Raw genomic sequence first — 25,523 nt, forward strand, 5'->3', positions numbered from 1 at the left:
TTGTTACGAATTTTCAGGGAAAGCGTAACAAACCTTTAACCGCAAGGGTTTTTTATGAGATCTGTGACGCGTAACAGGCATAATGCTGCCAGCCCATGAGGGCGCAGGCAGAGAGCAGGCTGCGATGACCTGAAAGCCTGTGGTACTATTCCGACCCACTCTATTAAGCGCGATTTTTTTGATGCTGGAAGCCAACAATCTGACCTGCGTACGCGACGAACGTACGCTGTTCCACGATCTCAGTTTCACCGTTTCAGCGGGCGATATTGTCCAGATTGAAGGGGCGAACGGGGCGGGAAAAACCTCGCTACTGCGAATTCTTGCCGGGCTTAGCCGGGCAGAGCAGGGCGATGTCTTATGGCATCACCAACCTATCCGCCAGCAGCGTGATAACTGGCATGCGGCGCTGCTCTATCTTGGGCATCAGCCAGGCGTGAAAGCGGTGCTGACGGCGCGCGAGAATCTGCACTTCTATCATGCCAGCCAGTCGGAAGCCTCTCTGATGGCGGCTCTGGAGGAAGTGGATTTAGTCGGGTTCGAAGATGTTGCCGTGGCGCAGCTCTCGGCGGGCCAGCAGCGCCGAGTCGCGCTGGCCCGGTTGTGGTTAAGCCGTTCGCCTTTATGGATCCTTGATGAGCCATTAACGGCTATTGATAAGTCCGGTGTGGCTAAGCTGATGGCGCTTTTTAATATGCATGCAGAAAATGGCGGCACGGTCATTTTAACCACTCACCAGGAATTACCGACCGCACACCGCACGGTTCGCAAAATTCGGCTGACCTCTTCGGAGGTAGTCTGATGTTCTGGCGCGTTCTCAGGCGTGAATTGCGCATTGCCTTCCGTAGCGGCTCAGAGATTATCAACCCGCTCTGGTTTTTCCTGATTGTGATCACCCTGTTCCCGTTGGGGATCGGGCCAGAACCTGCATTACTGGCGCGCATTGCGCCGGGAATTGTCTGGGTTGCCGCGCTGCTCTCTTCGCTACTGGCGCTTGAGCGTCTGTTTCGTGATGATTTTCTTGATGGGTCGCTTGAACAACTGCTGTTGTTGCCCGGACCGCTGCCGATAACAGTGCTGGGAAAAGTGGCCGCTCACTGGGTAGTGACCGGTCTGCCGCTGCTGTTGCTCTCTCCACTGGCTGCGTTGCTGCTTTCGCTGGACTTCGCCAGCTGGCGCGCTATAGCGCTGACGCTGCTGCTGGGCACGCCCACCCTGAGCTTTCTGGGGGCGATAGGGGTTGGTTTAACGGTTGGGCTGCGCCGCGGTGGCGTATTACTGAGTTTACTGGTGCTGCCGCTGGCGGTACCGGTACTGATTTTTGCCAGCGCAGCCATAGACGCTGCCGGCATGGGGCTTCCGATTGACGGCTACCTGGCTATTTTAGGTGCTCTGTTGGTGGGCAGCGCCACGTTAGCGCCGTTCGCCACTGCCGCAGCATTGCGGGTCAGCGTGCATTAAGCATTTTACTGAACACCAGAACGCTTTTTCTTTTTATGTGAGCAAAATAATAATGTGGAAATGGTTACATCAACTCGGTAAGCCCGACCGGTTGTATCGGTTATGCGGTCGTTTGGTGCCCTGGTTTGCGGTGCCGGGCCTGTTAACGCTGTTACTGGGCTGGATATGGGGCTTTGGTTTTGCCCCGGCAGATTATCAGCAGGGCAACAGTTACCGCATCATGTATATCCATGTCCCGGCCGCGATGTGGTCTATGGGCATCTATGCATCGATGGCGATTGCCGCTTTTATCGGTCTGGTCTGGCAATGGAAAACGGCCGATTTAGCGGCGGCAGCGATGGCGCCCATCGGTGCCGTGTTCACCTTTATTGCGCTGATAACCGGGTCCGCCTGGGGCAAGCCCATGTGGGGAACCTGGTGGATCTGGGATGCCCGCCTGACTTCGGAGCTGGTATTGCTGTTCCTCTATATGGGCGTGATCGCCCTCTACAGCGCCTTTGACGACCGCCGCATGGCAGGACGTGCCGCCGGGATCCTGATCCTGGTGGGGGTGGTAAACCTGCCGATTATTCACTACTCGGTGCAGTGGTGGAATACGCTGCATCAGGGCTCATCCGGTATGCTCCAGCAGGCCATTGACCCCAGCATGCGCAGCCCGTTGCGCTGGTCAATCCTTGGTTATCTCCTGATATTTATCTCATTAACGCTGATGCGCCTGCGCAATCTGATCCTGTTTACGGAACGTCACCGTCCCTGGGTAGCGGACGTGGCGGCAAAAGGAGGGCGCAAAGCATGACGCCAGCATTCTCATCATGGCAGGCTTTCTTTCAGATGGGCGGCTACGCCTTCTACGTCTGGCTGGCCGTGGCCTCAACCCTGATCGCCCTTGGCCTGCTGGTGCTGCACACGGTGTTGCAGCGCCGCAGGCTGCTGAATGATATTCGTCAGCGGCAGAGCAGAGATCGCCGAATTCAGGCGGCCAAAAACCGTAAAGTTGCCAGTGAAGCCGCAGGAGAGCAAGCGTGAACCCTCGTCGTAAAAGCCGCCTGATTATGGTGGTCGCCATCCTTGTCGGGCTTGGGGTGGCAACATCATTAGTGATGTATGCCCTGCGTTCCAATATCGATCTTTTTTATACGCCCAGTGAAATTCTTGAAGGCAAAGGCGAAGCCCGCGTTATGCCGGAACCGGGCCAGCGTCTGCGGGTGGGCGGCATGGTTATGCCGGGCAGCGTCAAGCGCGATCCCAACACGCTGGCGGTCTCTTTCAAACTCTATGATGCGCGCGGCGTGATTGACGTCAGCTATCTCGGCATCTTGCCGGACCTGTTCCGGGAAGGGCAGGGCGTAGTGGCGCAGGGCGTGCTGGAGGATGGCCACCTGGTGAAGGCAAAAGAAGTGCTGGCGAAGCATGATGAAAAGTATACGCCGCCAGAAATTGAGGATGCGATGAAAACCAACCATAAAGGGCCACAGACGGCTTACCAGCAACAGGGTGGCCAGTCATGATGCCTGAAATCGGCAGCTTTCTGCTCTGCCTGGCGCTTGCGCTCTCTCTGTTATTAAGTATTTATCCGCTATGGGGCGCAGCCCGCCAGGATCCCCGTTTGATGGGCCTGGCTCGTCCGCTGAGTTATGCGCTGTTTGCCTGCATTGCTGGCGCTTTTGCGGTACTGGTTCATGCTTTCGTGGTGAACGATTTTAGCGTGGCGTATGTGGCGACCAACTCCAACACGCTCCTGCCGGTATACTACCGGGTAGCCGCCACCTGGGGCGCCCATGAAGGTTCTCTGCTGCTCTGGCTGCTGCTGCTGAGCACCTGGACGCTCGCCGTGGCGCTGTTCAGCCGCGGGATGCCGCTCGACTCCATCGCCAGAGTGCTGGCGGTAATGGGAATGATCAACCTCGGCTTCCTGCTGTTCCTTACCCTGACCTCGAATCCCTTTACCCGCACGCTGCCGGACCTCCCGATAGATGGCAGCGATCTTAACCCGATGCTGCAGGATATTGGCCTGATCTTCCACCCGCCGCTGCTCTATATGGGATATGTGGGCTTCTCCGTGGCATTCGCTTTCGCTATCGCCTCGTTGATGGCCGGGCGTCTGGATACCGCCTGGGCGCGCTGGTCACGCCCGTGGACCACGGCGGCCTGGGTTTTCCTCACCATCGGCATCGTGCTGGGTTCAGCCTGGGCCTATTATGAACTGGGCTGGGGCGGCTGGTGGTTCTGGGATCCGGTAGAGAACGCCTCCTTTATGCCGTGGCTGGCAGGAACAGCGCTGATCCACTCGCTGGCCGTCACTGAAAAACGCGGCACCTTTAAAGCCTGGACCGTGCTGCTGGCCATTACCGCTTTCTCCCTGAGTTTGCTGGGGACCTTCCTGGTTCGCTCTGGCGTGCTGGTTTCCGTCCACTCGTTCGCCTCCGATCCGGCCCGCGGCATGTTTATTCTGGCTTTTCTGGTCATCGTTATCGGCAGTTCGCTGCTGCTGTATGCCATTAAAGGCAGCAAAGTGCGTAGCCGGGTACAGAATGAAGTCTGGTCCCGCGAATCCTTCCTGCTGGGAAACAACGTATTGCTGATAGCGGCGATGCTGGTGGTGCTGCTTGGTACGCTGTTGCCGCTGGTGCACAAGCAGCTGGGGCTGGGCAGTATCTCTATCGGCGAACCTTTCTTTAATACGCTGTTTACCTGGCTGATGGCGCCGATGGCGCTGATGCTGGGGATCGGCCCACTGGTGCGCTGGCGTCGTGATGAGCCGCAGAAACTCTGGAAGCGGCTGGCTGTGGCGGTGGTGGGCACGCTGGTGCTCTCTGTCGTGTTGCCGTGGCTGATGCAGGACCGCATTGAAGCGATGGCGGTGGTGGGGTTGCTGATGTCCATCTGGGTCATCTTCCTTACGCTGATAGAGCTGCATGAACGCGCCACCCATCGCCACAGCTTCCTTAAAGGTCTGACGCATCTGTCGCGCAGCCACTGGGGAATGGTACTTGGCCATCTGGGCGTGGCCGTGACGGTGATTGGCATTGCTTTCAGCCAGAACTACAGCGTGGAGCGGGATGTGCGGATGCGCGCAGGCGACACGGTGGATATTCACGACTACCACTTTACCTTCCGCGATGTGCATAACCTGCAGGGGCCAAACTACACCGGGGCCGTAGGCGTCATTGACGTTACGCGCAATGGCAGGCATGAAGCGACGCTGCAGGCAGAAAAACGCTACTACAGCGTGGCTCATACCATGATGACGGAAGCCGCGATCAACGGCGGCTTCACCCGGGATCTCTATGCCGCGCTGGGTGAAGAGCTGGAAGATAACTCCTGGGCGGTGCGCATCTACTACAAACCTTTTGTGCGCTGGATCTGGTTCGGTGGGGTATTTATGGCTGTTGGCGGGATCTTCTGCCTGTGCGATCCGCGCTATCGCTCGCGTAAAAAAGCGCAGCAGGAGCTGGCATGAACAAGAAAATTCTCTATATCCCCTTAGTGCTGTTTCTGCTGCTGGCGGCGGCACTGATGTGGCAACTTACCCGTAATGCTAACGGTGACGATCCTACGCTGCTGGAATCGGCCCTGGTGGGCAAACCGGTGCCGGTATTTAAGCTGGAGTCGCTGGATCAGCCGGGAAAAACTTACGATCAGTCGGTACTGACCAATGGCAAACCGATCCTGCTGAACGTCTGGGCTACCTGGTGCCCCACCTGTCGGGCTGAACATCAGTATCTGAACTCGCTGGCCTCCACTGGCGTGCGTGTCGTTGGGCTGAATTACAAAGACGATCGTCATAAAGCGATCAACTGGCTGAATTCGCTGGGCAACCCCTATGCGCTGAGTCTCTATGACGGTGACGGCATGCTGGGGTTAGATCTTGGTGTCTATGGTGCGCCGGAAACCTTCCTGATCGATGGTAAAGGCATCATCCGCTATCGCCATGCGGGGGATCTTAATGACGAGGTGTGGAACCGTGAAGTGAAGCCGCTTTGGGACAAATACAGCAGGGAGGCCGGCGCGTGAAAGTTGCCCTGAGCCTGCTGGTGGCGCTGTTAATCAGCTTTGCTGCCGTAGCTGACAATATTGATACCTATAAATTTAATTCGGTGGAGCAGGAGCAGCAGTATCGCCATCTGACCGAATCGCTCCGCTGCCCGAAGTGCCAGAACAATAGCATTGCGGACTCCAATGCGATGATCGCCAGCGATATGCGGCTGAAAGTCTATGAGCTGCTGCAAAACGGGCAGACGCCGGATCAGGTAAAGCAGTATATGGTGGCGCGTTACGGCAACTTCGTCACCTATGAACCGCCGGTGATGCCTTCCACAATCATTCTGTGGGCAGGCCCTGCGCTCTTTGTGATCATCGGTGCGCTGGTGATTATTTTGCGCAGCCGGAAACGGTCGCTGAACGATGAGATCGATGCGGAACAGCAACAGCGCCTGAACGCGCTTCTGAAGAATAACGGGAAGCAATAATGAGTGGATTCTGGTTAACCATTCTGGCGCTGCTGGTAGCGTCATGCGCACTGCTGCTGATTGCCGGGGGACGTAAACAGCGTCCCTCTGCGGTCGATCGCGATACGCTGAATAAAACTTTTTATCATCAGCGGCTGAAAGAGCTGGAAGAGGATGAAGAGCAGGGCGTGGTGGGCGAGCGGCCGGAAATGGTGCGCGAGCTGCAGCAAACCCTGCTGCTGGATATTCCTCAGGATGAGGAGGGCAGAGAGCGCAGCGTCGGCCGCTGGGTGCTGGTGCCGGGCGTGCTGGTGCTGATCCTGGTCAGCCTGGGTTTTTACTTTAAAACGGGCGGTTTCGCGCAGGTTTTATCCTGGCAGCAGGTGCAAAACGATCTGCCTGCTCTGCGCGCGCAGGTGATGGATCCGGCAGCTAAGCCGCTGACGATGCAGGAGCTGGCAAGGCTTGGCCTGGGCGTGCGCACCTCATTGCAGAACGATCCGCAGAACGTCAATGACTGGCTGATGCTGGGACGAATCGGCATGGTGCTGAACAATGCGGCTACGGCAACGCAGGCTTTCCAGCACGCGATGCAGCTGGCGCCAAACGATCCTGAAGTCAAGCTCAGCTATGCCGATGTGCTGACCCGATCGCCAGACCCGCAGGATAATCGTCAGGCTGCGGTTATGCTGAATGAAATGGTGAAGAGTGATGGCAGCAATCTGCGGGTGCTGAGCCTGTTGGCATTTAATGCTTTTAGTCAGCAGCACTACCCTGAGGCCATTGCAGTCTGGCAAAAGATGTTACAATTGTTACCTGCTGACGATAAGCGTGTGGTGATGATCCAACGCAGCATCGAGCAGGCAAAAACTGAATCTGGCAAGCAAAACAGCCATCTGGCGCTTTCTGTCTCCCTGTCGCCAGAGGCAGAAAAAATGTTACCTGCGGATGGAGTGTTGTATATTTCTGTTGCTGATGGTGTTTCTCCCGTCCCGGTGGCGGTGAAAAAATTACCTGTAGGCCATTTTCCTTTATCGCTGACGCTGGATGACAGCAACGCCATGATGCCGCAGCGTCTGCTCTCAGCGCAGCAGCAGATTCAGGTACGCGTTCGCCTCTCGCGCGACGGCAGCGCGAATCCGCAGCCGGGCGACTGGTTTGGACTCAGCGCCGTTACGCCTTTTGACGGTCACCAGCAGATGGCTGTTGAGATTAATCAGCAGCAGCCGTGACGGCGGTATTACATTGATCACAGGGAGAAAGATATGAGCTACCGCATAACGGGCGTAGCGCTGGCCAGCGTATTGCTGATTGGGTGTGCCAGTTCGAACACGGCGGATGCGCCGCAGGGGCGATCGGATCCGTTTGAAGGATTTAACCGTTCAATGTTCAACTTTAACTACAACGTGCTGGATCCGTATGTGGTACGCCCTGTGGCGGTGGCCTGGCGTGACTATCTTCCAGTACCGGCCCGCACCGGCTTGAGTAATTTTCTCAGCAACCTGGATGAGCCTTCCACCATGGTGAACTACTTTATTGAGGGCAAGCCTTATAAAGCGATGATCCACTTTAACCGTTTCTTCCTGAATACCATTCTGGGCATGGGCGGCTTTATCGACGTGGCGAGCATGGCGAACCCCAAGCTGGCGAAAGAAGAGGCGCGCGGGTTCGGCAGTACGCTGGGCAACTACGGCGTTGGCTATGGTCCCTATGTTGAAGTGCCGGGCTATGGCGGCTTTACTCCGCGTGAAGATGTGGGTGGGGTGGTCGATGACCTCTATGCTCCACTGAGCTGGCTGACCTGGTGGATGACAGCAGGCAAGTGGGCGTTAGAAGGCGTGGAGACCCGTGCTCAGTTGCTCGATTCCGACGCGATCCTGCGTAATTCGCAGGACCCTTACGCCTTTGTCCGCGCGGCTTACTTCCAGCGTCATGACTTCCTGGCGAGCGATGGTAAGTTAATTCCGCAGGAAAACCCGAACGCGGCGGCCATTCAGGGCGATTTGGACGATATCGATTCCAACTAGCCCGTTGCGATGCCATAAAATAAGGCCTCTCTTATGAGAGGCCTTTTGCTTTTGCAGAGGTAATCAGAACTTGTAGTTGAAGCTCGCACCATACAGCCAGGCTTTACCGGTAGAGTTGAAGGTATAGCCGCCTTCTTCAACCGTGACGTGCTGGCCATGCATCCAGGAGAGGCCCACATCCACTGACGCATCCTGGTTAAAGGCATAAGAGGCGCCGGCGCTCAGCCAGAGACGATCCTGATCCGGAATGGAAATGGAGCGATTCTCGGCAGGAACCGGGCTGTCGTCAAAGGCGATACCGGTGCGGAAAGTCCAGTTTTCATCATAGAAATAGGAGGTTCCGAGGGCGATACGGTAGGCATCTTTATACTCTTCGGTTTTCTGGAACAGCGTCTGTCCCTGGGTTCCGGTCGCTTTCAGCTCCTGGAACTGGCTCCAGCTGGTGTAAGCCAGACTGTAGTGAACCGCCCACTGCGGTGCCACTTTATGGTAGCCTGACAGCTCCCACATTTCCGGCAGGTTCAGGGTTAACGAGCCTGGAATAGTGCTGCCGCTGGTGCCGTAAGGCAGGCCAAAATTGCCTGCCTGATTAATTGGGTTAAACGCGGCAGGAATACTGCTTTTATAATCGCCATCAAAGTCGATTTTTACTTCGGAACGGTAGGTAAAACCGAAGCGGTTATTATCATCAACTTCATACAGAATACCGGCGTTCCAGCCGTAGCCCCATTCTTCACCCTTGAGGTGTGCAATCTGCGTATCTGCTGGCAAGCCCAGAGCCGGACCTGTTTCTCCGGCATAACGTTCGATCTTCGCCCGGGCATAAACCGCGTCAAACCCCACGCCAAAACTAAAATGTTGATTCAGGCGATAAGCCGTACTCAAATTAAAGTTAACGGTCTGCAGATCGGTTTTACCGGCATAAGGACCGGCTGCGTAATCATTATTAAATTCCGTCGCCAGACCATAATTAGAGGTTGCGGAAGCCCCAAGCCACCATTGATCGTTAATTGGCTGAACATAATGAATATTCGGTACCCATTGCGTTGGCGCAATATTATTGGCATTCAGGCTTTGGCCAGACTGACTTTCGCCGTCGATACTCACGTCAGGATCAATAAACACCGCGCCGATGGAGAACATCGGGCGATCCATCAGGGCCATGGTTGCCGGGTTGCGGCTGGCAGAGGCTGCGGTATCACCCATTGCGCCTTCGCCGGAATAGGCGCGGCCCAAACCTATGGCAGAGAATTCATTCAGTTGAAAGCCGGCTGCATAAACGTTTGACGTAACAATTGCCACTGCAGCTGCGAGCGCAGATTTCGCAAACAGGTTTTTATGGTTCATGACCACAACCTCATTTATTTGATTTTTATTAAACTCTGTTACATGAAGTAACAGGGAATTGTAAAGTCCAGGGGCTGACAGACGGCGAACAAATCAGACCAGTGGCCCCAGTATAGGTCTGACCTGTGCTCATGTTGCAATATTGTTTTATAAATATTTCTAAAATGATCCAAAAAAAGCGATCTGCTTAACAAAAAGGTGTGGACCCAAATCGAGCGTTCCTAGTCTAACTTGTTTCAGATCAATTTTAACTGTGATTTTCGTCACTTAATGGCGTTATCCCTGGCCCTGACCAGACAACTTTTTCCGGCAGGCGTAAAATAGACCCCAATATTTTACTTCTGCCGTTGTAGCGGCTAACCGGAGATCACTTATGACTCACGCTCTGAATAAATGCAGTGCAAATGAAACGGCCGCCTGCTGCTGTGTGGATGTAGGCACCATCATGGACAACACCGACTGCACCGCCAGCTGGAGCAAGCTGTATGAAACCCGCCAGCAGGCGGAAGAGGCGCTGGCGACGCTGACTGAAAAAGCGCGTCAGGTAGAATCCGATCCCTGCGTCATTGAGGCTCGCTTCAGCGAACAGGCCGCTGGCGTGCTGCTTGAGGCTGACTTCATCTTCAGCTGCCAGGCAGAAACGATGATTTTCCAGCTCGGCCTGCGTTAATCCCCGCCATGAGCGGGCATTGCCCGCTCATTATTCCCGAAGCGTGTTTCCTCTCGCAATTTTCTCTTAATTACCGTGCAGAACGCAGAAATCTGGTTAACCTTAGAGGTCAGACCTCTTTGGCAATGATGCCGTTTGGATTTCAAGGGTGACCAGAATGAGCAAGGCACTTCCTTTGCTGACGCGTCAGGGCGAACGCATCGCCATTACACACGGACTCCGTACCCCTTTTGCCCGTCAGGCCACAGCCTTACATGGCGTCCCCGCTATTGAGCTGGGCAGAATGGTGGTCAGTGAACTGATGGCGCGGAGCGAACTGCCGCCGGAGGTGATTGAGCAGCTGGTCTTCGGCCAGGTGGTGCAGATGCCGGAAGCACCGAATATCGCCCGTGAGATTGTGCTGGGAAGCGGGCTTAACGTGCGCACCGATGCCTACAGCGTCAGCCGGGCCTGCGCGACCAGTTTTCAGGCGGTTGCTAACGTAGCGGAAAGCCTGCTGGCTGGCACTATCCAGGCCGGCATCGCCGGAGGCGCAGACTCCTCTTCCGTGTTGCCAATTGGCGTCAGCAAAAAGCTGGGCCGCACTCTTGTTGACCTTAATAAGGCCAAAACATTCTCGCAAAAAATAAAACTGTTCAGCCAGTTACGCCCACGGGACCTGCTGCCTGTACCGCCTGCCGTGGCGGAATACTCCACCGGTTTACGCATGGGCGACACCGCTGAGCAGATGGCGAAAAGCCACGGTATCAGCCGCGAGCAGCAGGATGCTCTGGCGCACCGGTCACATCAGCTCGCCGCCAGGGCCTGGGAAGAGGGGCGGCTGGAGGGGGAGGTGATGACCGCTTTTGTGCCGCCCTGGCTTAAACCCTTTGCAAAGGATAATAACGTCCGCCTTAACTCCTCTCTGGAAGATTATTCCCGCCTTCGTCCCGCTTTTGACCGCCAGCACGGTACGGTCACCGCTGCCAACAGTACGCCGCTGACAGATGGTGCCGCCGCCGTGGTGCTGATGACGGAAGCGCGCGCGCGTGAGCTGGGGCTGGTGCCGCTTGGCTATCTGCGCAGCTACGCCTTTACCGCCACTGACGTCTGGCAGGATATGCTGCTTGGCCCTTCCTACGCTTCGCCAATAGCGCTCGACAGGGCAGGGATCACTCTCGGGGATCTGACGCTGATTGATATGCATGAGGCCTTTGCCGCCCAGACGCTGGCAAATCTTAATCTGTTTGCTGATGAACGTTTCGCCCGTGAAGTGTTAAACCGTCCCCATGCGCTGGGTGAGGTCGACCAGGAGAAATTCAACGTGCTGGGTGGCTCTATCGCCTACGGGCATCCTTTTGCCGCCACCGGGGCCAGAATGATCACGCAGACGCTGAACGAGTTGCGACGTCGCGGTGGCGGACTGGGGCTGGTCACCGCCTGCGCGGCCGGCGGTTTAGGGGCAGCAATGGTACTGGAGGCGGAATAATGGAAAACGGCAAAGCCTTTGGGCTGACCATGCGGCTGGATAACGTCGGCGTCATCACTGTTGATGTGCCAGGCGAGAAGATGAACACGCTGAAAGCGGAATTTGCTGCGCAGATCCGGGAAGTGATTAGCGAAGCGCGCAGCAACCCCCACCTTGTCGGACTGGTGCTGATATCCGGCAAACCGGATTCATTTATAGCCGGGGCGGATATCGCCATGATTGACCGCTGCACAACGGCTAAAGAAGCGGAAGCGCTGGCGCTGGAAGGGCAGCAGGTGATGTCTGAGATAGCCTCACTGGCGGTGCCGGTGGTGGCCGCCATCCATGGAGCCTGCCTCGGCGGTGGGCTGGAGCTGGCGCTGGCCTGTAATCAGCGCGTTTGCACGCTGGATGACAAAACGCGGCTGGGGCTGCCGGAAGTTCAGCTGGGTCTGCTGCCGGGATCGGGAGGTACACAGCGTCTGCCGCAGCTGATTGGTGTCTCGCAGGCGCTGGAGATGATCCTCACCGGTAAAACGTTGCGGGCTAAGCAGGCGTTGAAATTGGGGCTGGTGGATGACGCCGTACCGCAAACCATCCTGCTGGAAACAGCCGTAAAAATGGTGTTGAAGGGACGTAAAACGCATAAAGCTCTGCCCCTGCGCGAGCGCCTGTTCAGTGCGCCAGCAGGCAGAGCCATTCTCTTCTCGCTGGCAGGTAAAAAGACCGAAGCCAAAACCCGGGGCAACTATCCGGCAACGCGGAAAATTCTTTCTGTGGTGCGGACAGGCCTGCAGAAGGGGCATCTGATTGGCTATTGCGAAGAGGCAAAAGCCTTTGGGCAACTGGCGATGACGCCAGAATCGGCCGCGCTGCGTAGCCTCTTTTTTGCCACCACTGAAATGAAAAAAGAGTGGGGGGCAGAGGTTAAACCCCGCGAGGTGAAGTCAGTCGGCGTGCTGGGCGGCGGGCTGATGGGCGGAGGGATTGCGTATGTCACCGCCACGCGTGGCAAACTTCCGGTGCGCATTAAAGATATCACCCCCGACGGCATTAACCATGCGATGAAATACAGCTGGGATCTGCTGAGCAAAAGCGTGCAGCGTCGGCATATCCGTCCTGCCGAACGGCAGAGGCAGATAGCGCTGATTGGCGGCGGCACCGATTTTCAGGGCTTCCATCACCGGGATATCATTATTGAAGCGGTCTTCGAAGATCTGGCGCTGAAGCAGAAGATGGTGGCTGAAGTGGAAGCCAATACCTCAGCGCAGACGCTTTTTGCTTCCAATACCTCTTCGTTACCCATTGCAGATATTGCAGCAAATGCTGAGCGGCCTGAAAATGTGATCGGGCTGCACTACTTCAGTCCGGTAGACAAGATGCCGCTGGTAGAGGTGATCCCGCACGCAGGGACCTCATCTGAAACTGTCGCCACCACGGTAGCACTGGCGAAGAAGCAGGGAAAAACGCCCATTGTGGTGGCCGACCGTGCGGGTTTTTATGTCAATCGCATTCTGGCTCCTTATATCAATGAAGCGATGCGCTGTCTGCTGGAGGGTGAGCCGATAGAGGTGATTGACCGTGCGCTGGAAAAATTCGGTTTTCCTGTAGGGCCGATACAGTTGCTGGATGAAGTGGGTATCGATATCGGCACCCATATTCTTCCCGTGCTGGAAAGCGCCTGGGGCGAGCGTTTCAGGGCGCCTGACCAGTTGGATGCGGTACTAAAAGATGGCCGTAAAGGGCGCAAAAACGGCCGGGGGTTTTATCAGTACGGGCGTAAAACCTTTGGCAAAAGAAAAGCGGTGGATGCGGAGATTTATACTTTGTTAAACCTGACGCCCAAAACGCATCTCAGCGCCCAGACCATTGCCGAACGTTGCGTAATGATGATGCTGAATGAGGCGGCAAGAACGCTTGATGAAGGCGTTATTCGCTCTGCAAGGGATGGCGACGTTGGTGCCGTATTTGGCATCGGTTTTCCTCCTTTCCTCGGTGGCCCTTTCCACTATATGGACAGAACAGGTGCCGCTGCGATCGTCAACACATTAGAGCGGCTGAAGGAGTCTTATGGCGAACGCTTTACCCCGTGCGAGGCGTTGTTAAAACGGGCCAGTTCAGAAGAAACCTTTTACAAAACGGAGAGTAAGCTGAATAGCCATGCGGATTCAGCGGGTTAGATTTACCGGATGAAAATGGGCGCTTTGGCACTGTTCCGTAAAGCGCTCATTTTGTAAACAATCGGTTGACTTAACTTCCGGCATTAGGGTACAACACAGCGTTCATTCACTGAATGAAGAGTCGGGAAGCTCTGTTTTCCGGCGTTTATGTTTAACAACAGCGGTGCATTATGCAAGTTTTCATTATGCGTCACGGCGATGCTGCTTTAGATGCGGCTAGTGATTCTGTAAGACCTCTGACTCATTGCGGATGTAATGAATCACGCCAGATGGCGAACTGGCTCAACGGCCAGGCAGTGAATATTGAACGTGTGCTGGTCAGCCCCTATCTGCGTGCTGAACAGACGCTCTCTACGGTGCGTGAAGGACTGACGTTGCCGGATGGGCAGGATATTCTGTCCGAACTGACGCCCGGTGGTGATCCTGCCTTAGTTGCCAGCTATCTGCAGGTATTAGCGAAGGAAGGCGTAGGGTCGGTGCTGGTGATCTCTCACCTGCCTCTGGTGGGCTATCTGGTCTCCGAACTCTGCCCACAGGAATCACCGCCGATGTTTGCCACTTCGGCCATTGCCAGCATCGATTTCAATGCTGACAGCAGCAGCGGCAAGCTGGAATGGCAGGTGAGCCCGTCAAAACTGGCTAAAGCCATGTAACTCTCCAGGGCCGGTTCCCTCCGGCCCTGAGTCGTCTGCTTCAGGGCAGCTCAGGCGGCAACCACTCCTCTATCTCAATCAATACCAGCAGGGCCGCATCGCCGCCAAACAATTTTGGCGCCTGATGGAATGCCATCACCAGAGGATGCTGGGCCAGCCATAAAGGCGTCTGCTGTTTGAGAACATGTTTGCCGTGACCATGCATTACGCTGGCACAAAATATGTGCTCGCGGCGACAGGCTGCAATCAGCGCACCCAGTTCCGCCTTCGCCTGCCTTTGCGTTAATCCGTGCAAGTCGAGAAAAATCTCCGGGCTGTAATCCCCACGTCGCAGCTTCTTGAGTTCGTAATGACTGACGTCACTTCGCACGTAACGCATGGGGCCTTCTTCAGCCAGCAGCGGCTGAAACTCATCAGAAAAATAGTGGCTGGCATCCATCTGCTCGGAAAGCAGCTTTTTTTGCGGCACCTCAGAAATTTTCTTGCGCGGCGGTTTATGGACGATGGTGTCCTGCGCCAGCTTGCGGGTGCCGGTCATTAATCCACGAAACAAGGCCTGATCTTCGGCGCTGAGGGGCTGTTTTTTACTCATTGAATTCTCATCATCCGGGTTTTCGGGCGCAAAATCTCCCGCAGCGTCGTCTTTTCTGACCACAGTCTACCTTGAGTTGTGAAGGCACAAAACAAAAGTCAGCTTTTTCACGCCGCCGCGCTGAATTATGGTCCGCTTCATGGCAAACTAGCTGCCGAGTTGAGTTTGGCCTGTTGGAGGGCACATTGGACAAAATTTTCGTTGATGAGGCAGTCAGTGAGCTGCACACCATCCAGGATATGCTGCGCTGGTCGGTCAGCCGCTTTTCCGCAGCCGATCTCTGGTATGGTCACGGCACCGATAATCCCTGGGATGAAGCCGTGCAGCTGGTGTTGCCCACCCTCTATCTGCCGCTGGATATCCCGGAAGATATGCGCACCGCAAGGCTGACCTCCAGCGAGCGTCACCGCATTGTCGAACGTGTTATTCGCCGCATCAATGAACGCATTCCGGTCTCTTATCTCACTAACAAAGCCTGGTTCTGTGGTCACGAGTTTTACGTTGACGAGCGCGTGCTGGTACCCCGTTCGCCGATTGGTGAGCTGATCAATGACCGCTTCGCCGGGCTAATCTCCTTTGAGCCTACCCATATTCTGGATATGTGTACCGGCAGCGGCTGCATCGCTATCGCCTGCGCTTACGCCTTCCCGGAGGCGGAAGTGGATGCGGTGGATATCTCTACCGATGCGCTGGCGGTGACGGAGCAAAACATTGAAGCTCATGGTCTTACGCATCAGGTGACGCCAATCCGCGCCGACCTGTTCCGCGAGTTGCCAAAAACCCCTTATGACCTGATTATCACCAATCCGCCTTATGTGGATCAGGAAGATATGGGTGATTTGCCGAATGAATTCCGCCATGAACCGGAGCTGGGCCTGGCGGCCGGAAGCGATGGTCTGAAACTGGCTCGCCGTATTCTGGCTAATGCGCCGGACTACCTGACCGAGCAGGGTGTGTTGATTTGTGAAGTGGGCAACAGCATGGTGCACATGATGGATCAGTATCCTGACGTACCCTTTACCTGGCTGGAATTTGAAAACGGCGGCGACGGCGTCTTTATGTTGACCCGTCAGCAGATTATTGACGCCCGGCACCACTTCAGCATCTATAAAGATTAATAAAAATATTAAGAGGACATCATGGCCGGTAACACGATTGGACAACTCTTCCGCGTCACCACCTTCGGGGAGTCTCACGGACTGGCGCTTGGCTGTATTGTTGATGGCGTGCCGCCCGGCATTCCGCTGACGGAAGCTGATTTGCAGCACGATCTGGACCGCCGCCGTCCGGGCACGTCCCGCTATACCACTCAGCGCCGTGAACCGGATCAGGTGAAAATTTTATCGGGCGTGTTTGAAGGGGTCACCACCGGCACCAGCATTGGCCTGCTGATTGAAAATACCGACCAGCGTTCGCAGGATTACAGTGAAATCAAGGATGTATTCCGTCCCGGACATGCTGATTACACCTACGAGCAGAAATATGGCCTGCGCGACTACCGCGGCGGCGGGCGTTCTTCAGCCCGTGAAACAGCGATGCGCGTTGCGGCGGGCGCCATTGCAAAAAAATATCTGGCGCTGAAACATGGCATCAAAGTGCGCGGCTATCTGGCGCAGATTGGCGATGTAGCCTGTGAGCTGAAAGATTGGGAGCAGGTTGAGCAAAACCCATTCTTCTGCCCCGATCCGGACAAAATTGAGGCGCTGGATGAGCTGATGCGCGCGCTCAAAAAAGAGGGTGACTCCATCGGTGCCAAAGTCTCTGTTATGGCAGAAAACGTGCCCACAGGGCTGGGTGAACCGGTGTTCGACCGTCTGGATGCGGATCTGGCCCATGCGCTGATGAGCATTAATGCGGTGAAAGGGGTGGAAATCGGTGACGGGTTCGCGGTGGTCAGCCAGCGTGGCAGCCAGCATCGTGATGAAATCCGTGCGGATGGCTTTCAGAGCAATCATGCGGGCGGCATTTTAGGCGGCATCAGCAGCGGACAGCCGATTCTGGCGACCCTGGCGATGAAGCCCACCTCCAGCATCACCGTGCCGGGCAAAACCATTAACCGCTTCGGGGAAGAAGTGGAGATGATCACCAAAGGCCGCCACGATCCCTGCGTAGGGATCCGCGCGGTGCCGATCGCCGAGGCGATGATGGCGATCGTTCTGATGGATCATTTACTGCGTCAGCGTGCTCAGAATGCTGATGTGCACACGGCTATTCCTCGCTGGTAACCGAATGAAAAAGACGCTGTTTGCGCTTTCTGCTCTGCTGTTCAGTGCCGCCACCCTGGCGGCCACGCCGTGGCAATCCATTCGCCAGCCGATTAGCGGTTCGCCGCAGTCGATTGGCCAGTTTGCCAACGGCTGTATCGTCGGCGCGCAGGCGCTGCCGCTTAACTCGCCGGATTACCAGGTGATGCGGCAGGATCAGCGCCGCTATTATGGGCATCCCGATCTGATCCTGTTTATTCAGCGCCTCAGCACACAGGTGCATAACCTGCAGCTGGGTGAAGTGCTGATTGGCGATATGGGTATGGCGGCGGGCGGGCGCTTCAGCAGCGGTCATGCCAGCCATCAGTCGGGGCTTGATGTGGATATCTGGCTCCAGCTGCCGAAAACGCGCTGGACCCCGCAGATGTTACTCAAGCCGCAGCCGCTCGATTTAGTGGCGGCAGATGGTAAAAATGTGGTGGCGCGTCACTGGCAGCCAGAGATCGACAGCCTGATTAAACTTGCAGCGAAAGATGAGGAAGTCACGCGCATCTTCGTTAATCCTGCAATTAAAAAGCAGCTTTGTGCCGATGCAGGCGCCGATCGCGACTGGCTGCGTAAAGTGCGTCCCTGGTTTGGACATCGGGCGCATATGCACGTCCGCCTGCGCTGTCCTGTTGGCAGCCTGGAGTGCCAGGATCAGCCAGTACCGCCTGCCGGAGATGGCTGTGGTGCCGAGCTGCAAAGCTGGTTCCTGCCACCGAAACCAGGCACGGGTAAGCCGGTGAAGCGTGAGCCGCCGCCGTTGCCGCCTTCCTGTCAGGCATTACTGGATAAACATCTGCTTTAGGAACCGAAGATGGATTGGTTTGTCATCAGCCCGCTGCTGGTTGGGCTGCTTTTCTTTGTGGCTATGCTGGCCGGATTTATTGATTCCATCGCCGGAGGCGGCGGATTACTCACCGTTCCTGCGCTGATGTCTGTGGGGCTCTCTCCGGCGCAGGCTATTGCCACCAACAAATTGCAGTCTGTGGGCGGCTCGTTCTCGGCGAGCCTCTATTTTGTGCGCAGGAAAGCGGTCAATCTGAGCGAGCAGAAGCTCAATATTGCGATGACGTTTATTGGCGCGATAACCGGCGCTATCCTGATCCAGCATATTCAGGCGGAGCTGCTGCGCCAGATCCTGCCGGTGCTGCTGATTGCGATAGGGCTCTATTTCCTGCTGATGCCTAAAATTGGCGAGGAAGATCGCCAGCGCCGTCTGCACGGGCTGCCGTTTGCGCTGGTTGCGGGCGGCTGCGTGGGCTTTTACGACGGTTTCTTTGGCCCCGGCGCGGGTTCGTTCTATGCGCTCGCTTTCGTTACCCTGTGCGGTTTTAACCTGGCGAAATCGACCGCGCATGCCAAAGTGCTTAATTTCACCTCCAACTTTGGCGGTCTGCTCTTCTTTATGTTTGGCGGCAAAGTGGTGTGGGGCACCGGGCTGGTAATGCTGGTAGGTGCTATTTGCGGTGCACGGTTGGGCGCCCGTATGGTGCTGAGCCGTGGTCAGACGCTGATCCGTCCGATGGTGGTGATTGTCTCTGCGGTGATGAGCGCCAAATTGCTCTATGACAGCCACGGCGCGGCCATCGCCGCATGGTTCCATCAGCTGTTTAGCTGAAGGCGAACGGCAGAGGGAACTGCCCGGATTGGTGCAGCATGTTAATTCAATTCAGAGTTTCAGAAGAAAAAAATGAACGAGAACCATCACTATTCGCAGCTGATTGAGATTTTTGACCGCTGCTTTTTTCACGATTTTCAGACACGCCTGATTAAAGGCGACGACGAACCGATCTATCTTCCTGCTGATGAGCAGGTTGACTATCACCGCGTAGTCTTTGCTCATGGCTACTATGCCAGCGCGCTGCACGAAATTTCGCACTGGTGTATTGCAGGCGCTGAACGGCGTAAGCAGGTCGATTTTGGCTACTGGTACTGCCCGGACGGCCGGGATGCCATGACCCAGAATCAGTTTGAAGCGGTGGAAGTGAAACCGCAGTCGCTGGAGTGGATGTTTTGTGTTGCGGCAGGGTTTCCCTTCAATGTAAGTTGTGACAATCTCAATGGAGATTGTGAACCGGATCGCATCGCGTTTCAGCGGAAAGTCCATGCTCAGGTAATGATGCATCTGGAGAAGGGCCTTCCAGCCCGTCCAGCCCGTTTTGTTACCGAACTCTGCTCGTATTACTCAACACCCCCGCTAACGGCGGCACAGTTTCCCTGGCCGGAAGATCTGTGACCGCGGGGAAGAATGGATAAGGAATGGTATGATCGATGAATTTGAGGCGCGTATTCTGGCTCTGATCGACGAGATGGTGGAAAGCGCCAGCGACGATGAACTCTTTGCCAGCGGCTATCTGCGCGGGCATCTGACGCTGGCGGTGGCCGAAATTGAACAGAAGGGTGAACATACGCCGGAAGCACTGCAGATTCAGGTGCAACAGAGCCTGCAAAACGCTATCCACGCCGGTGAACTGTCGCCGCGCGATCAGGCGCTGGTGATCGGCATGTGGGATAATCTCTTCCTGCAGGCCCGTAAGCCAGTCTGAGAACCGGGCGGCCGCCGTGCCGCCTGGCTTCTTCAGCCGCGCCCTTTCAGAGCGCGCTTTTCACCGCTTTTCCCTTCAACAGCTTTCTTACCCAGTAACGATTAGGATGCATTGCGCCCAGCGTATCGGCATCCAGCGGGATCGGCTCACCACACATCTCTGCGGCCAGCACCTCTGCCGCCAGCGGGCCACTACAGAGTCCGCGGGATCCCAACGCGCCCAGCACAAAAAGTCCCGGCCAGACGGGGGCCGCAGGCGCCTGCTCCCTTTTCTGCGCTAAATCAGCGTAGGTTTCCAGCGTGCGTTGATAATCGGGCAGCGGGCCAAACATCGGCAGGTGATCGCGGCTGGCGCAGCGGACACCGCTGCGAGCATCGCCTGCGCTGACGTCTACCTCCTTCGGCCACTCCGCCTCAGGCAGGCAGCGGATCAGGCGCTCGCGATTCTCCTGCTGATCCTCTTCCCGGTAGGCCGTTGAGCTGTCGGAGCGGTGATAGCTGGCACCCATGCAGTGATGCTGATTATCGGGGTTGGCTGGCGTCAGATAGCCGTCGTAACAGAGCACCTGTTTGAGTCTGCTAAGCGCGCCTGTGGTGGGAATATGGGAGACCTGCCCACTCACCGCATAGGCGGGCAGGTTTTCACTCTGCTCAAATGACGCCAGCGTGTGTCCGGTTGCCAGCACCACGTTACTGTGTCGCTGCGCTGGCTGCTGGCTGAACTGGAGCTGCCAGCCTTCCTCAGCGGACTGAAGAGAAGTGAGCTGATGTTCCCAGTGAATGCTCAGCCCTTGCAGGCCAGCCAGCTCAAACAGTGCGGGGGTCAACTGTCCGGGGGAAAGCCAGCCGCCCAGTGGATAAGTGATGCCGCCGCAGCCGGTTTCAACGCCGCACAACGCTTCAGTCTGTTCGGTTGAAACCTCCTGAGCAATCACTTCGGGCAGCCCCATAGTTAAAAGCTTAGCGATTTTCTCACGGCTTTTCTCATCCCACCCCAGCTGCGTGACGCCGCACCAGTCGTGGTCAAAAGCCACGGGAAGCGTGTCGTATAACCTGCGGGCAAAAGTGAAGGCGCTGGGGAAAAAGCGAGCCAGCGCCGGATCGTGCTGATTGAGCAGCGGGTAGAGTGCGCCCTGCCGGTTGCCGGAAGCGCCCTGAGCGGGAAGGGGATCGGCACAATAGAGCGTGACTTTTTTGTTCCGGCGCAACAGCGCCAGCGAGAGAAGGGCGCTGGCAATGCCGCCGCCGATCACGGCGATATCATCATCTTTGGCGGCGGGACGCGAGTACCACGGCAGACGATCGTCAAGGGGAAGCGCCTCATCCAGCGTGCCGCAGAGCATTTCACGCTTGGGGCCAAATCCTTTACTGCGCACCACGTTAAATCCTGCTGCCTGCAGACCCCGACGCACAAAGCCTGCTGCGGTGAAGGTGGCAAAGGTGGCCCCCTTACGGGCAAGGCGGGCCATGCAGCTAAACAGCTCCGGTGTCCACATATCGGGGTTTTTCGACGGCGCAAAGCCGTCCAGGAACCAGGCATCCACCTGCTGCTGCAGGCTGTCATCAAAACCAGGGATTAGCTGGTTAATATCGCCAAACCAGAGGTCAAGCGTGATGCGTCCTCCTTCCAGCAACAGGCGATGGCAGCCAGGCAGGGCAACCGGCCACTGCTCGCGCAATCTGGCCGCATAGTCAGCCAGTTCAGGCCAGCTGGCATGGGCGCTGGCTAAATCGGTTACGCTTAAAGGATATTTCTCACAGCTGATAAAGTGTAAACGCTGTAACTTAGCATCTGGCTGAGTTTTCAGGTGGCGATCGAACGCCTGCCACAGGGTTAAAAAATTAAGACCTGTCCCAAAACCCGTCTCGGCGGCAATAAACAGATCGCGCGAATGATGAGCGAAACGATCGGGTAGCTGGTTACCGCCCAGGAACACATGACGCGTCTCTTCCAGCCCGCTCTCGTTTGAGAAATAGACGTCGCCAAACGCTCGGGATACAGGTGTACCCTGATCGTTCCAGCTTAATTCAGCATGCTCGATTGGAGTCGTTTTCAAGGTAAAAGCTCAGTTATCAGGCGGTGCCGCGATTGTAACGGTGTGAGCTGGCCCACGCAAATTTACAAAAGTTAAGCGCTGATCGGACTTGTTCGGCGTACAACTGTAAGCTAAAGTGCGTGTCGAATCCTAATATAAGCAGTGAATGAGGTATTGAATGAAACGTGCAGTGATTACTGGCTTGGGTATCGTTTCCAGCATTGGTAATAACCAGGAGGAAGTCCTCGCATCTCTGCGTGAGGGTCGCTCAGGCATCACCTTCGCTCAGGAGCTGAAAGATTCCGGCATGCGTAGTCACGTCTGGGGTAACGTCAAACTCTCTAAAGACGAAATTTCCAGCCTCATCGACCGCAAAGTTCTGCGTTTTATGAGTGATGCGTCCATTTATGCTTACATTTCTATGCTGGAAGCGGTAAAAGACTCCGGCCTGACCGAAGAGCAGTACCAGAGCAACCCACGTGTGGGTCTGGTTGCCGGCTCCGGCGGCGGCTCGCCTTTCTATCAGGCAGCCAGCGTTGACGGCATGCGTGCGAAAGGCCTGCGCGGCGTGGGTCCTTACATGGTGACCAAAGCGATGGCGTCTGGCGTATCAGCCTGCCTGGCTACCCCGTTTAAAATTCACGGTGTGAACTACTCCATCAGTTCAGCCTGCGCCACCTCTGCTCACTGCATCGGTAACGCGGTTGAGCAGATTCAGCTGGGCAAACAGGATGTGGTGTTTGCTGGCGGCGGCGAAGAGCTGTGCTGGGAAATGTCCTGTGAGTTTGACGCCATGGGCGCGCTCTCTACCAAGTACAACGAAACCCCGGAAAAAGCGTCCCGTACTTACGATACCAACCGTGACGGTTTTGTTATCGCAGGCGGCGGCGGCATGGTAGTGGTTGAAGAGCTGGAACACGCGCTGGCGCGCGGTGCGCACATCTATGCAGAAGTAGTGGGCTACGGCGCAACTTCTGACGGTGCGGATATGGTTGCCCCTTCAGGCGAAGGCGCCATGCGCTGCATGCGTCTGGCTATGGCTGACGTTGATACCCCAATCGATTACCTGAACACCCACGGCACCTCTACGCCAGTGGGCGATGTGAAGGAACTGGGTGCCATCCGTGAAGTGTTCAGCGACAGTATGCCAGCGATGTCCGCTACCAAAGCGATGACTGGCCACTCGCTGGGTGCGGCAGGCGTGCAGGAAGCTATCTACTCGCTGCTGATGCTGGAGCACGGTTTCATCGCACCAAGCATCAATATCGATGAGCTGGACCCGGCGGCAGAGGGCCTGAACATCGTAACCAAACCGACCGAGCAGAAGCTGAAGACCGTGATGTCCAACAGCTTTGGTTTTGGCGGCACCAACGCCACGCTGGTAATGCGCAAGCTGTAATCGCTCTCTCTGAGTTGTGACGTTAAAACGCCCGCTGTGCTTCAGCGGGCGTTTTTGTTTGTTTCGGCGCTTCACATATAAATCGCTGCTACAAATTAATCCCCCCGCAGGACTTTCCCTACGTTTCCCCCCGGATGCACAGCCAGCAGCTGCTCTTTACCAAAGCCACTATCACTCATCAGGCCCGCGATCATGCCGTCAAACAGCGCCAGCACCACCATAATTGATGTGGTCGCCAGCATCTTCAGCGGATCGATCTCCTCAACGCGTGGGGTCAGCAAAAGCTGGTCTGCGCTTCTGGCCAGCGCAGAGTCCGGATTTTCGGTAACACAAACCAGTGTTGTCCCTTTGGCCTTAACCGTGGGAAGCAGCCGCGTCAGCTCGTCAGAGTTGCCGCCGCGGGAAAGCATAATCAGCACATCCTCCGGTCGAAGAAAACCGCTGTCGCCATGTGCCGCATCGGCTGCACTGAGCCAGATTGCGGGTTGCTCGATGCAGGCCAGCATATGGGCAATTTTCCGCGCCGCGATCCCGGAGGTGCCAACGCCGGTTACCGCAATTTTTCCCCGGCATCCGGCGATAAGCGCCAGCACCGCCTGCCACTGCTGGCGATCTACCTGCTTGTCCAGCACCGCCAGCGTCTGGCTCCAGACCTGCCAGCCTTGCTGCGCCTGTTGCCAGGCGTCTTCTTGCTGCCGCGTCAGGCTTCCGGGATTGTCTGGCATAATTTCGTGTTCCTTTGCCTGCAAGCTTCCGGCATTGTCTGGCGTAATTTCGTGCTCATTTGCCTGCAAACTTCCCGCCTTGTCTGTCGTGACTCCCTCTTCCTTCTTCATCACGCCTCCTGCATCATCTGGCGATACTTCATATGGTCGTGATACATCTCACGGAACACCTGATATTTCCGGTCATAGAACCGTTTTATCTCATTAGTTTGCGGCGTAACGGTTTTACCAATGCGGCTCATGGCATTCATCGCTTCGGGCAATGACTCGTAGACGCCTGCGGCCACGGTGCCCATCATGGCGCTGCCAAGCAGCATCGCCTCACTCTCTTCCGGCAGCAGCATGGCGCAGCCGGTGGCATTGGCATGCTCCTGCACGAAGACAGGGTTTTTCGTGCCGCCGCCGCTGGCCATAATGGTATCGATGCTGTAACCCGTCTGATTCATGGTTTCGATAATGTGCCGCGCCCCCAGCGCGATAGCCTGAACGGTCGCCAGATAGTGCAACGCCATATCTTCCGGCGTGCGTGAGAGCTTAAGACCAGTCAGGATCCCGGTAAGGTTTGGATTAGCGCGGGGCGATCGGTTGCCGTGAAAGTAGGGAAGCATATGAATATCACGCGTCAGAAAGGCGATCTTTTCCGGCTCACCCGCCATTTTCCGCAGCAGATCGTTTAACACTTCATAGATCGTTTTCCCCTGGGTTTTGCCCTGATCGCGCAGCGTGGCATAACAGGGGTGCGACTGGATCATATGGTCAATCAGCGCGCCGGTGGCTGACTGCCCACCCTCATTAAGCCAGAGATCGGGCAGAATGGCGGAAAAGTAGGGACCCCAGACGCCTTTGATAAAGCGCGGCTCTTTGGAAATAGCCATGTGGCCTGTGGAGGTGCCGCCGATTAACGCGATCCGGCGGTCAAAGTCCGCATGCTCACCGGATGCCCCAGCGGCGCCAAGCGTGCCCAGGCTGCCTGCATGGGCATCAATGATTGAGACGCTAACCGCGGTGCCGGGCAATAACCCCATTTCGCTGGCAGCGCGCTGCGTCAGCCCGTGCCCCAGAGGTTCGCCCATCGTTTTGACTTCGCGCCCGATTTTAGCGGCGTCGTGCTCAAGCAAATCTTCCAGCCCAATCTGGCGGAAATAGCTCTCATCCCAGCGATTTTCATGACCCATATAGGTCCATTTGCACACCAGTGAGCAGAGCGAACGGGTCTCGTCCTGGGTTGCGCGCCAGGTCAGGAAGTCGGGCAGGTCGAACAGATGGCCGATATTCTGCCAGCTGTTGGGCATATGCTGCTTCAGCCACAGCAGCTTTGGCGTCTGCATCTCTGGCGAGATCACGCCGCCGACGTAGTCCAGCACCCGGTGTCTGGTCGCATTAATGCGTTCTGCCTGAGAAATGGCACGGTGATCCATCCAGACAATAATATTCTGCTCGCTGCGGCCGGAAGGGCTGACCGTCAGCGGTTTGCCCTCTTTATCCAGCACCACCAAAGAGCAGGTGGCATCAAAGCCGATACCTTTAATCTGCACGGGATTGATGTTGCTCTGATTAACCGCATCGCGCACGGCCTGGCATACCGCCTGCCAGATATTGTCGGAAGATTGCTCAACAAAATCAGCCTGCGGGCGAAACAGCGCGATTTCGCGGCTGGCCTGACCCATCATTCGCCCCTTAAGGTCGAAAATACCTGCTCTCGCGCTGCCGGTTCCTACATCCACACCCAGATAATAACTTGTCATTG

The 25,523-nt window shown here is 56.3% G+C and carries 26 protein-coding genes; 21 read left to right on the forward strand and 5 right to left on the reverse strand.

The genetic code is table 11. The annotated features are described in order from the left end of the window. The first annotated feature begins 181 nt into the window (after positions 1–181). Genes ccmA through mlaA form a run of 10 tightly spaced genes read left to right on the forward strand, consistent with a single transcriptional unit; the run spans position 182 to position 7,933 of the window. Positions 182–799 carry a cytochrome c biogenesis heme-transporting ATPase CcmA gene (gene ccmA, locus Q3V30_RS06355; protein WP_306211461.1) on the forward strand — a complete coding sequence of 206 codons (618 nt, stop codon included), beginning with the start codon at positions 182–184 and terminating at the stop codon, positions 797–799. Beyond that, positions 799–1,458, forward strand: coding sequence for a heme exporter protein CcmB (gene ccmB / locus Q3V30_RS06360; RefSeq protein WP_306211462.1), 660 nt, complete (start codon positions 799–801; stop codon positions 1,456–1,458). Before ccmA ends, ccmB begins: the two co-directional genes overlap by 1 nt. A 52-nt stretch (positions 1,459–1,510) precedes the next feature. Next, positions 1,511–2,254: a heme ABC transporter permease gene (locus tag Q3V30_RS06365; protein WP_306211463.1), complete on the forward strand. Its 744-nt coding sequence runs from the start codon at positions 1,511–1,513 to the stop codon at positions 2,252–2,254. Further along, positions 2,251–2,484, forward strand: a complete 234-nt coding sequence (ccmD, locus tag Q3V30_RS06370; RefSeq protein WP_306211464.1) for a heme exporter protein CcmD — start codon at positions 2,251–2,253, stop codon at positions 2,482–2,484. Before Q3V30_RS06365 ends, ccmD begins: the two co-directional genes overlap by 4 nt. Then, positions 2,481–2,966, forward strand: coding sequence for a cytochrome c maturation protein CcmE (ccmE, locus tag Q3V30_RS06375; protein WP_306211465.1), 486 nt, complete (start codon positions 2,481–2,483; stop codon positions 2,964–2,966). The genes ccmD and ccmE overlap by 4 nt, the downstream gene beginning before the upstream one ends. Beyond that, complete coding sequence (locus Q3V30_RS06380) at positions 2,963–4,918, forward strand: heme lyase CcmF/NrfE family subunit (protein WP_306211466.1); 1,956 nt, start codon at positions 2,963–2,965, stop codon at positions 4,916–4,918. The genes ccmE and Q3V30_RS06380 overlap by 4 nt, the downstream gene beginning before the upstream one ends. Further along, positions 4,915–5,472: a DsbE family thiol:disulfide interchange protein gene (locus Q3V30_RS06385; RefSeq protein ID WP_306211467.1), complete on the forward strand. Its 558-nt coding sequence runs from the start codon at positions 4,915–4,917 to the stop codon at positions 5,470–5,472. Before Q3V30_RS06380 ends, Q3V30_RS06385 begins: the two co-directional genes overlap by 4 nt. Beyond that, positions 5,469–5,927, forward strand: a complete 459-nt coding sequence (locus Q3V30_RS06390; RefSeq protein ID WP_306211468.1) for a cytochrome c-type biogenesis protein — start codon at positions 5,469–5,471, stop codon at positions 5,925–5,927. The genes Q3V30_RS06385 and Q3V30_RS06390 overlap by 4 nt, the downstream gene beginning before the upstream one ends. Beyond that, complete coding sequence (ccmI, locus tag Q3V30_RS06395; RefSeq protein ID WP_306211469.1) at positions 5,927–7,138, forward strand: c-type cytochrome biogenesis protein CcmI; 1,212 nt, start codon at positions 5,927–5,929, stop codon at positions 7,136–7,138. The genes Q3V30_RS06390 and ccmI overlap by 1 nt, the downstream gene beginning before the upstream one ends. Positions 7,139–7,171: 33 nt before the next feature. After that, complete coding sequence (gene mlaA / locus Q3V30_RS06400; protein ID WP_306211470.1) at positions 7,172–7,933, forward strand: phospholipid-binding lipoprotein MlaA; 762 nt, start codon at positions 7,172–7,174, stop codon at positions 7,931–7,933. 63 nt (positions 7,934–7,996) lie between these two features. Here the strand turns inward: mlaA and fadL are convergent, their stop codons facing one another. Next, positions 7,997–9,280, reverse strand: coding sequence for a long-chain fatty acid transporter FadL (gene fadL / locus Q3V30_RS06405; protein WP_306211472.1), 1,284 nt, complete (start codon positions 9,278–9,280; stop codon positions 7,997–7,999). A gap of 373 nt (positions 9,281–9,653) precedes the next feature. Here fadL and Q3V30_RS06410 point away from each other — a divergent pair, with 373 nt between their 5' ends. From Q3V30_RS06410 to sixA, 4 genes are all read left to right on the forward strand, one after another. Then, complete coding sequence (locus Q3V30_RS06410; protein ID WP_306211473.1) at positions 9,654–9,950, forward strand: YfcZ/YiiS family protein; 297 nt, start codon at positions 9,654–9,656, stop codon at positions 9,948–9,950. A gap of 157 nt (positions 9,951–10,107) precedes the next feature. Then, entirely contained in the window at positions 10,108–11,418 is a 1,311-nt protein-coding gene (gene fadI / locus Q3V30_RS06415; RefSeq protein WP_306211475.1) for an acetyl-CoA C-acyltransferase FadI, read from the forward strand. Further along, the gene (gene fadJ, locus Q3V30_RS06420; RefSeq protein ID WP_306211477.1) at positions 11,418–13,577 is read left to right on the forward strand and encodes a fatty acid oxidation complex subunit alpha FadJ; all 2,160 of its coding nucleotides are present in this window, start codon (positions 11,418–11,420) and stop codon (positions 13,575–13,577) included. The genes fadI and fadJ overlap by 1 nt, the downstream gene beginning before the upstream one ends. A 170-nt stretch (positions 13,578–13,747) precedes the next feature. After that, positions 13,748–14,230 carry a phosphohistidine phosphatase SixA gene (gene sixA / locus Q3V30_RS06425; protein WP_306211479.1) on the forward strand — a complete coding sequence of 161 codons (483 nt, stop codon included), beginning with the start codon at positions 13,748–13,750 and terminating at the stop codon, positions 14,228–14,230. Between the two features lie 40 nt (positions 14,231–14,270). On the opposite strand, the gene smrB is transcribed toward sixA, so the two are convergent. Continuing rightward, the gene (gene smrB / locus Q3V30_RS06430; protein ID WP_306211481.1) at positions 14,271–14,822 is read right to left on the reverse strand and encodes an endonuclease SmrB; all 552 of its coding nucleotides are present in this window, start codon (positions 14,820–14,822) and stop codon (positions 14,271–14,273) included. 185 nt (positions 14,823–15,007) lie between these two features. On the opposite strand from smrB, the gene prmB reads away from it, so the two are divergent. From prmB to Q3V30_RS06460, 6 genes are all read left to right on the forward strand, one after another. Then, positions 15,008–15,940: a 50S ribosomal protein L3 N(5)-glutamine methyltransferase gene (prmB, locus tag Q3V30_RS06435; protein WP_306211484.1), complete on the forward strand. Its 933-nt coding sequence runs from the start codon at positions 15,008–15,010 to the stop codon at positions 15,938–15,940. A gap of 21 nt (positions 15,941–15,961) precedes the next feature. Beyond that, a complete protein-coding gene (aroC, locus tag Q3V30_RS06440; protein WP_306211486.1) occupies positions 15,962–17,047 on the forward strand; it encodes a chorismate synthase in 1,086 nt (361 codons plus the stop codon). A gap of 4 nt (positions 17,048–17,051) precedes the next feature. Continuing rightward, entirely contained in the window at positions 17,052–17,876 is an 825-nt protein-coding gene (gene mepA, locus Q3V30_RS06445) for a penicillin-insensitive murein endopeptidase (protein ID WP_306211488.1), read from the forward strand. 9 nt (positions 17,877–17,885) lie between these two features. Then, entirely contained in the window at positions 17,886–18,689 is an 804-nt protein-coding gene (locus Q3V30_RS06450) for a sulfite exporter TauE/SafE family protein (protein WP_306211489.1), read from the forward strand. Positions 18,690–18,761: 72 nt separating this feature from the next. Then, positions 18,762–19,307, forward strand: coding sequence for an elongation factor P hydroxylase (locus Q3V30_RS06455; RefSeq protein ID WP_306211491.1), 546 nt, complete (start codon positions 18,762–18,764; stop codon positions 19,305–19,307). Positions 19,308–19,335: 28 nt separating this feature from the next. Continuing rightward, a complete protein-coding gene (locus tag Q3V30_RS06460; protein ID WP_306211493.1) occupies positions 19,336–19,617 on the forward strand; it encodes a YfcL family protein in 282 nt (93 codons plus the stop codon). A 46-nt stretch (positions 19,618–19,663) separates the two neighbouring features. Here the strand turns inward: Q3V30_RS06460 and mnmC are convergent, their stop codons facing one another. Beyond that, complete coding sequence (mnmC, locus tag Q3V30_RS06465) at positions 19,664–21,673, reverse strand: bifunctional tRNA (5-methylaminomethyl-2-thiouridine)(34)-methyltransferase MnmC2/FAD-dependent 5-carboxymethylaminomethyl-2-thiouridine(34) oxidoreductase MnmC1 (protein ID WP_306211495.1); 2,010 nt, start codon at positions 21,671–21,673, stop codon at positions 19,664–19,666. Positions 21,674–21,830: 157 nt separating this feature from the next. On the opposite strand from mnmC, the gene fabB reads away from it, so the two are divergent. Beyond that, the gene (gene fabB / locus Q3V30_RS06470; protein ID WP_306211496.1) at positions 21,831–23,051 is read left to right on the forward strand and encodes a beta-ketoacyl-ACP synthase I; all 1,221 of its coding nucleotides are present in this window, start codon (positions 21,831–21,833) and stop codon (positions 23,049–23,051) included. A gap of 95 nt (positions 23,052–23,146) precedes the next feature. On the opposite strand, the gene Q3V30_RS06475 is transcribed toward fabB, so the two are convergent. Together Q3V30_RS06475 and Q3V30_RS06480 are read right to left on the reverse strand one after the other, a co-directional pair. Beyond that, a complete protein-coding gene (locus Q3V30_RS06475; protein WP_306213109.1) occupies positions 23,147–23,776 on the reverse strand; it encodes a KpsF/GutQ family sugar-phosphate isomerase in 630 nt (209 codons plus the stop codon). Positions 23,777–23,886: 110 nt separating this feature from the next. Next, the gene (locus tag Q3V30_RS06480; RefSeq protein ID WP_306211498.1) at positions 23,887–25,521 is read right to left on the reverse strand and encodes an FGGY-family carbohydrate kinase; all 1,635 of its coding nucleotides are present in this window, start codon (positions 25,519–25,521) and stop codon (positions 23,887–23,889) included. Between the last annotated feature and the right edge of the window lie 2 nt (positions 25,522–25,523).

Origin of the sequence: Erwinia pyri (assembly GCF_030758455.1) — a bacterium.
Taxonomy (GTDB): domain Bacteria; phylum Pseudomonadota; class Gammaproteobacteria; order Enterobacterales; family Enterobacteriaceae; genus Erwinia; species Erwinia pyri.